The 7,437-nt window shown below is 65.3% G+C and carries 6 protein-coding genes; 1 reads left to right on the top strand and 5 read right to left on the bottom strand.

Translation table 11 applies throughout. The features are described from left to right. Positions 1-5: 5 nt before the first annotated feature. From mmsB to PMI12_RS10265, 5 genes are read right to left on the bottom strand one after another with little or no spacing between them, the layout of a single operon-like run. The gene (gene mmsB, locus PMI12_RS10245; protein WP_007831782.1) at positions 6-1,217 is read right to left on the bottom strand and encodes a multiple monosaccharide ABC transporter permease; all 1,212 of its coding nucleotides are present in this window, start codon (positions 1,215-1,217) and stop codon (positions 6-8) included. Then, positions 1,204-2,730 carry a multiple monosaccharide ABC transporter ATP-binding protein gene (mmsA, locus tag PMI12_RS10250; RefSeq protein ID WP_042673160.1) on the bottom strand — a complete coding sequence of 509 codons (1,527 nt, stop codon included), beginning with the start codon at positions 2,728-2,730 and terminating at the stop codon, positions 1,204-1,206. Before mmsA ends, mmsB begins: the two co-directional genes overlap by 14 nt. Before the next feature lie 26 nt (positions 2,731-2,756). Continuing rightward, the gene (chvE, locus tag PMI12_RS10255; protein WP_007831785.1) at positions 2,757-3,827 is read right to left on the bottom strand and encodes a multiple monosaccharide ABC transporter substrate-binding protein; all 1,071 of its coding nucleotides are present in this window, start codon (positions 3,825-3,827) and stop codon (positions 2,757-2,759) included. 12 nt (positions 3,828-3,839) lie between these two features. Then, positions 3,840-4,805: an ABC transporter substrate-binding protein gene (locus PMI12_RS10260; RefSeq protein WP_007831786.1), complete on the bottom strand. Its 966-nt coding sequence runs from the start codon at positions 4,803-4,805 to the stop codon at positions 3,840-3,842. A 50-nt stretch (positions 4,806-4,855) separates the two neighbouring features. Next, positions 4,856-6,310, bottom strand: coding sequence for an aldehyde dehydrogenase family protein (locus PMI12_RS10265; RefSeq protein ID WP_007831789.1), 1,455 nt, complete (start codon positions 6,308-6,310; stop codon positions 4,856-4,858). 148 nt (positions 6,311-6,458) lie between these two features. Between PMI12_RS10265 and PMI12_RS10270 the strand changes: the two genes are divergently transcribed. Next, positions 6,459-7,418 carry a LysR family transcriptional regulator gene (locus PMI12_RS10270; protein WP_007831791.1) on the top strand — a complete coding sequence of 320 codons (960 nt, stop codon included), beginning with the start codon at positions 6,459-6,461 and terminating at the stop codon, positions 7,416-7,418. Positions 7,419-7,437 lie beyond the last annotated feature (19 nt).

Below are 7,437 nucleotides of genomic sequence, written 5' to 3' on the forward strand. Positions count from 1 at the left end.
CGCGGCTACTTGTTCTTGTTGTAGACGTCGATGAACACCGCGGCCAGCAGCACCAGGCCCTTGATGACCTGCTGGTAGTCGATGCCGATGCCCAGGATCGACATGCCGTTGTTCATCACGCCCATGATGAAGGCGCCGATCACCGCGCCCATCACGCGGCCCACGCCGCCCGAGGCAGAGGCGCCGCCGATGAAACAGGCCGCGATCACGTCGAGCTCGAAGCCCAGGCCGGCCTTCGGCGTCGCGGTATTGAGCCGCGCCGCGAACACCAGCCCGGCCAGCGCCGCCAGCGCGCCCATGTTCACGAAGGTGAGGAAGGCGAGCCGCTGCGTCTTCACGCCCGACAGCCGCGCCGCCTTCTCGTTGCCGCCCAGCGCATAGATTCGCCGGCCGACGGTGGTGCGGTTGGTGACGAAGTCGTACACCACGATCAGCACCGCCATCACGATCAGCACGTTGGGCAGGCCCTTGTAGGTCGACAGCAGGTAGCTGAAGAACAGGATGATGGCCGCGAAGAACAGGTTCTTCACGAGGAAGAAGGCGTAGGGCTCCTGCTCCATGCCGTGCGCCGCCAGCTTGGCGCGCCCGCGCAACTTGAAGAACACCAGCGCCGCGGCGGCCAGCGCGCCCACGACCAGCGAGGTGGTGCGCAATGCGTCGCCGCCCAGCGGATCGGGAATGAAGCCCGAGCTGAGCCGCTGGAATTCCACCGGGAACGGGCCCACCGATTGCCCCGCCAGCAGCGCCAGCGTGAGCCCCTTGAACACCAGCATGCCCGCGAGCGTGACGATGAACGACGGGATCTTGCGGAACGCGACGAACCAGCCCTGCGCGGCGCCGATGACCGCGCCCGCGAGGATGCTCACGATCGCCGTCGGCACGAAGTGCCATTCGTACTCGACCATCAGCACCGCTGCAAGCGCCCCGATGAAGCCGCAGACCGAGCCCACCGACAGGTCGATGTGCCCCGCCACGATCACCAGCAGCATGCCCAGCGCCATGATGACCACGTAGCTGTTCTGCAGCAGCAGGTTGGTGAGGTTCAGCGGCCGCAGCAGCGTGCCGTCGGTCAGCACCTGGAACAGCACCATGATCGCGACCAGCGAGATCAGCATGCCGTATTCGCGCAGGTTGTTCTTCAGGAAGCCGACATGCAGCTTCGGCGCCTCGGAGGCGGGAACGGCGGCCTTCACCGCGTTGACTTCAGGCTGCGACATGGATCGAACTCCCCGAGCTCACGATGGCGTGCATGATGCGTTCCTGCGAGGCCTCGGCCACCGGAAATTCGGCGACGAAGCGCCCCTCGTTCATTACGTAGATGCGGTCGCACATGCCGAGCAGTTCCGGCAGTTCCGAAGAAATCATGAGAATGCCTTTGCCCTCGCTCGCAAGCTGGTCGATGATGGTGTAGATCTCGTACTTGGCGCCCACGTCGATACCGCGCGTGGGCTCGTCGAGGATCAGCAGTTCCGGCTTGGTGAAGAGCCACTTGCTCAACACCACCTTCTGCTGGTTGCCTCCCGACAGATTGACCACCAGCTGCTCGATGCCCGAGCAGCGGATGTTGAGTGCCTTGCGGTACTCGTTGGCCACCTTGAATTCGCGCCCGTTGTCGATGACCGACGAATCGGCGATCGCATCGAGGTTGGCCAGGCTGATGTTCTTGCGGATGTCTTCCTCCAGCACCAGCCCCAGGCCCTTGCGGTCCTCGGTGACGTAGGCGATGCCGTGGTCGATGGCCTTGCGCACCGTGCCCACGTCCACCGGCTTGCCGTGCATGAGCACGGAGCCGCTGATGCGCTGGCCGTAGGACTTGCCGAAGACGCTCATGGCGAGCTCGGTGCGCCCCGCGCCCATGAGGCCCGCGATGCCGACGATCTCGCCCTTGCGCACGTTCAGGTTCACGCCCTTGATCTGTTCGCGGTCGGCGTGCAGCGCATGGTGCACGCGCCAGTCGCGCACCTCGAACACGGTCTCGCCGATCTTCGGATGGCGCTGCGGATAGCGGTGCGCCATGTCGCGCCCCACCATACCGCGGATGATGCGGTCCTCGCTGATCGGCTGGCCGCGGCAGTCCATGGTCTCGACCGTCGCGCCGTCGCGCAGCACGGTGACCGAATCGGCCACCTTGGAAATCTCGTTGAGCTTGTGCGAGATGAGGATCGACGCGATGCCCTGGCGCTTGAGCTCCAGCAGCAGCATCAGCAACGCATCGCTGTCGTTCTCGTTCAGGCTCGCGGTCGGCTCGTCGAGGATCAGGAGCTTGACCTCCTTGGCCAGCGCCTTGGCGATTTCCACCAGCTGCTGCTTGCCGACACCGAGGTCGGTCACGAGCGTGGTGGGCAACTCCTTGAGGCCCACCTTGGCAAGCAGCTCTCGCGTCTTCGCATAGGCGGCGAACCAGTCGATCACGCCGCCGTTCGCAATCTCGTTGCCGAGGAAGATGTTCTCGGCAATCGAGAGCAGCGGCACCAGCGCGAGCTCCTGGTGGATGATGATGATCCCGAGCTTCTCGCTGTCGGCGATGCCCTTGAAGCGGCGAAGCTCGCCCTCGAAATGGATCTCGCCGGTGTACGAGTCGCACGGGTAGACGCCGCTCAGCACTTTCATGAGCGTCGACTTGCCCGCGCCGTTCTCGCCGACCACCGCGTGGATCTCCCCCGCGCGCACGGCGAGGTTGACGTTGCTGAGGGCTTTCACCCCCGGAAACGTCTTGGTGATCCCGCGCATTTCGAGGATCGTGCGTTCGCCTTGACTCACTTGACTTGGCTTTCCTTGTAGTAGCCGCTGTCGACCAGCACCTGCTTCCAGTTCGACGCGTCCACGCTCACCGGCTTCAGCAGGTACGAGGGCACGACCTTGATGCCGTTGTTGTAGGTCTTGGTGTCGTTCACCTCGGGCTGCTTGCCCGAGAGCATGGCGTCCGCCATGGCCACCGTCACCTTGGCCAGCTCGCGCGTGTCCTTGAACACGGTCGAGGTCTGCTCCTTGCGCAGGATCGACTTGATCGAAGGCACCTCGGCGTCCTGCCCCGACACCACCGGCATCGGCTGCGAGCCCGAGCCGTAGCCCACGCCCTTGAGCGACGAGAGGATGCCGATGGAGAGGCCGTCGTACGGCGACAGCACCGCGTCGACGCGGTCCTTGGTGTAGTAGGCCGACAGCAGGTTGTCCATGCGCGCCTGCGCCACCGCGCCGTCCCAGCGCAGCGTGCCGACCTTGTCCATGCCCATCTGCTTGCTGCGCACCACGAGCTTGCCGCTCTTGATGTACGGGTCGAGCACCGACATCGCGCCGTTGTAGAAGAAGAAGGCGTTGTTATCGTCCGGCGAGCCGCCGAACAGCTCGATGTTGAACGGGCCCTTGCCGCTTTTCAGGTCGAGCGCCTTCTCGATCGACTGCGCCTGCAGCACGCCAACCTGGAAGTTGTCGAAGGTGGCGTAATAGTCGACGTTCTTCGAGCCCTTGATGAGCCGGTCGTACGCGATGACCTTCACGCCCTTGTCGGCTGCCTTTTGCAGCACGTCGGACAGCGTGGTGCCGTCGATGGCCGCGATGACCAGCACCTTCGAGCCCTTGGTCACCATGTTCTCGATCTGCGCGAGCTGGTTGGGGATGTCGTCGTCGGCGTACTGCAGGTCGGTCTTGTAGCCCTTGTCCTTGAAGTACTTGACCATGTTGGCGCCATCGGCGATCCAGCGGGCCGACGACTTGGTGGGCATCGAGATCGCGATCAGGCCCTTGTCCTGCGCATTGGCCAGCGGCGTGAAGCCGACGATGGCGAATGCGATGCCCGCGAGCGATGCTTTGAGGAATTTGCGTTTCATGGGTGTGGGCTCTCAATACTTGCGGTTGGGGAATTCCTTGGCAGCGACTTCCATCGGGAAGATGCTTTCTTCGGTCACGATGCGCTTGGGCAGCGTCTTGCCTGCCTTGATGTCTTTCACGGCGCTCATCAGTTGCGGGCCGAGCAGCGGGCTGCATTCGACCGACACGTTGAGCTTGCCCGCGATCATCGCTTCGAACGCACCCTTCACGCCGTCGATGGAGATGATGGTGATGTCCTTCGCGGGCTTCAGGCCGGCCTCTTCGATGGCCTGGATCGCACCGATGGCCATGTCGTCGTTGTGCGCGAAGAGCACGTTGATCTTCTTGCCCTCGGCCTTCAGGAAAGCTTCCATCACCTCCTTGCCCTTGGCGCGCGTGAAGTCGCCGGTCTGCGAGCGGATGATCTTGAACTTCGGGTCGGCCTTGATGATTTCCTCGAAGCCCTTCTTGCGGTCGATGGCCGGCGCCGAACCCACGGTGCCCTGCAGCTCGACGATGTTCACGTCGCCCTTCTGGTCCTTCATCTTCTCGACCAGCCAGCGGCCGGCCTTGCGGCCTTCTTCAGTGAAGTCCGAGCCCATGAAGGTCACGTAGAGCGAGTCGTCCTTGGTGTTGACGGAGCGGTCGGTCAGCACCACCGGGATCTTGGCGGCCTTGGCTTCGCGCAGCACGGTTTCCCAGCCCGACTCGACCACGGGCGAGAACGCGATCACGTCGACCTTCTGCGCGATGTACGAGCGGATGGCCTTGATCTGGTTTTCCTGCTTCTGCTGCGCATCGGAGAACTTGAGCTCGATGCCGGCGTCCTTCGCGGACGACTTGATCGACTCGGTGTTGGCAGTGCGCCATTCGCTCTCGGCGCCCACCTGCGCGAAGCCGAGCACGAGTTTTTTCTGCGCGAGCGCGGAAGCGGGCAGCAGCCCGCCGAGGGCGGCGGCGGCCAGTGCAGTGTTGAGCGTGCGGCGATTCATCGTCATGGGATGTCTCCTTCTGTTGACTTGCTTGTTGAGAACGGTTTTTTTGTGGTTCAGGCCAGCATGTAGCCGGTCTTCACCGTCGTGTAGAACTCCGCGGCGTGGCGCCCTTGTTCGCGCGGCCCGTAGCCCGACCCCTTGCGGCCGCCGAAGGGCACGTGGAAATCCACCCCTGCGGTCGGCAGATTGACCATCGTCATGCCGACCACGGCATGGCGCCTGAAATGCATCGCGTGCTTCAGCGAATTGGTGCAGATGCCCGCGCACAGGCCGAAGGGCGTGTCGTTGCACAGCGCGAGTGCTTCATCGTAGTTGTCGGCGCGCAGCACGCAGGCCAGCGGGCCGAAGATTTCCTCGCGCGCGATGCGGTGCGCCGGCTTGGCCAGGAACAGCGCGGGGCTCATGTAGTGGCCGGCGGTGGCGCGTTCGAGCGCTTCGCCACCCCACACGTGCTCGGCGCCCTCTTCGCGCGCCACCTCGACCCAGGCGAGGTTCTGCGCGAGGCGCTCCTCGTCGGCCACCGGGCCGATGTCGACGCCGCGCTCCAGCGCATGGCCGATCTTCAGCGTCCTGAGCCGCTGGCGCAGCCTGGCCACGAAAGCGTCGTGCACCGCTGCCTCGACGATGAGCCGGCTCGACGCGGTGCAGCGCTGGCCGGCGGAAAAATAGGCGCCCTGCACCGCGCAGTCGACGGCGCGGTCGAGGTCGGCATCGGCCAGCACCACCAGCGCGTTCTTGCCGCCGGTCTCGAGCTGCACCTTGGCGCGGCGCGAAGCTGCCGCCTGCAGGATGCGCTCGCCGTTGGCCATCGAGCCTGTGAAGCTCAGCGCATCGACCAGCGCGCTGTCGACCAGCGCCTGCCCCACTTCACGGCCGCTGCCCATCACGAGGTTGAAGGCGCCGGCCGGCAAGGCGGCGCGGCTGATGATCTCGGCCAGCGCCCAGCCGCAGGCCGGCACCAGTTCGGCCGGCTTGAACACCACGCTGTTGCCGTGGGCCAGCGCGGGCGCGATCTTCCATGCCGGGATGACGAACGGCGAGTTCCACGGCGTGATGAGCCCGACCACGCCGACCGGCTCGCGCGTGACGTCGACCTGCACGCCCGCGCGTACCGAGGCGACGTTCTCGCCGCCGCCGCCACGCAGGGCCTCGCCCGCGAAGAACTTGAAGATCTGGCCCGCCCGCGCCACTTCGGCCACCGCCTCCGGCAGGGTCTTGCCCACCTCGCGTGCCAGCAGCAGGCCCAGGTCGTCCTTGCGTGCGAGCAGTTCTGCGCCGATGCGGTCGAGCACGTCGGCGCGCCGCTGCGGCGTGCTGTGGCTCCAATGAGGAAAGGCCTCGGTGGCCGCCCGGATGGCGGCCTCGGCCTGGCGGCGATCGGCGCGTGCGTACTCGGCCACCACTTCGCTGGTGTCCGAGGGATTGGCGCTCACACCCGTGGTCGCGCTGGTTTCCCAGCGGCCATTGATGTACTGCCGCACGTTCTGATGGAGCTCGCCGTGAATCACCGGGCGGGGGCCTTGTCTCTGTAGTTCTGGATGTGCGGCGAGTCTAGAAACAAAATTGATATCAATCCAATTGTTTTTTAAGCAAAATGGATATCGATCATTGGATTCTGGAAAACCCGATCAGTCCTTCGTTTCAAGTCAAAGAGACATGACCAACTACAACCACTGGTTCATCCGCGCCCGCCTCAAGACCCGGCAGCTGTTGCTGCTCGTGGCCCTGGCCGAGGAAGGCAACATCCACCGCGCTGCGCAGGTGCTCAACATGACGCAGCCCGCCGCCTCCAAGCTGCTGAAGGACCTGGAAGACGTGCTGGAGGTGCCGCTGTTCGACCGCCTGCCGCGCGGCATGCGCCCCACCTGGTACGGCGAGACCATGATCCGCCACGCCCGTGTGGCGCTCGCGAGCCTGAACCAGGCGCACGACGAGCTCACCGCGCTCAAGGCCGGGCGCTTCGGCCAGGTGAGCGTGGGCGCCATCACCGCGCCCGGGCTCACACTGCTGCCACCGGCCGTGGCCATGGTCAAGCGCGAGCAGCCCGATCTGCGCGTGTCGCTGGAGATCGAGACCAGCCCGGTGCTGATCGAGCGGCTCGAGCAGGGCAAGCTCGACATCCTGGTGGCACGCCTCTTCGCCGAGCACGACAAGTCGCAGCTGCGCTACGAAGCACTGAGCGAAGAGCCGGTGTGCGCGCTGGTGCGGCCGGGCCATCCGCTGCTGGGCGTGAGCGGGCTCACGCTGCGCGACGTGGTGAGCGCAGGCTGGATCGTGCCGCCCGCGGGCAGCGTGCTGCGGCACCGCTTCGAGCTGATGTTCCAGGAAGAAGGCCTGGCGCCGCCGACCAACACCATCGAGAGCCCGGCGCTGCTCTTCATCACGCGCATGCTGCAGCAGAGCGACATGGTGGCGGTGCTGGCGACCGACGTGGCGCGCTACTACGCCGCGCACGGCATCGTGTCGCTGCTGCCGCTGGACATGCCCTGCCACATGGACGCCTTCGGCATCATCACGCGCACCGACCGGCTGCCGTCGCCGGCGGCGAAGGTGATGATGAAGGCGCTGAAGACGGCGGCTGTGAGCGTGTACGGGCGGAAGCTGGAACTGGACTAACCCCCAGTCTTCGCGCACT

Source organism: Variovorax sp. CF313 (assembly GCF_000282635.1).
Classification (GTDB): Bacteria; Pseudomonadota; Gammaproteobacteria; order Burkholderiales; family Burkholderiaceae_C; genus Variovorax.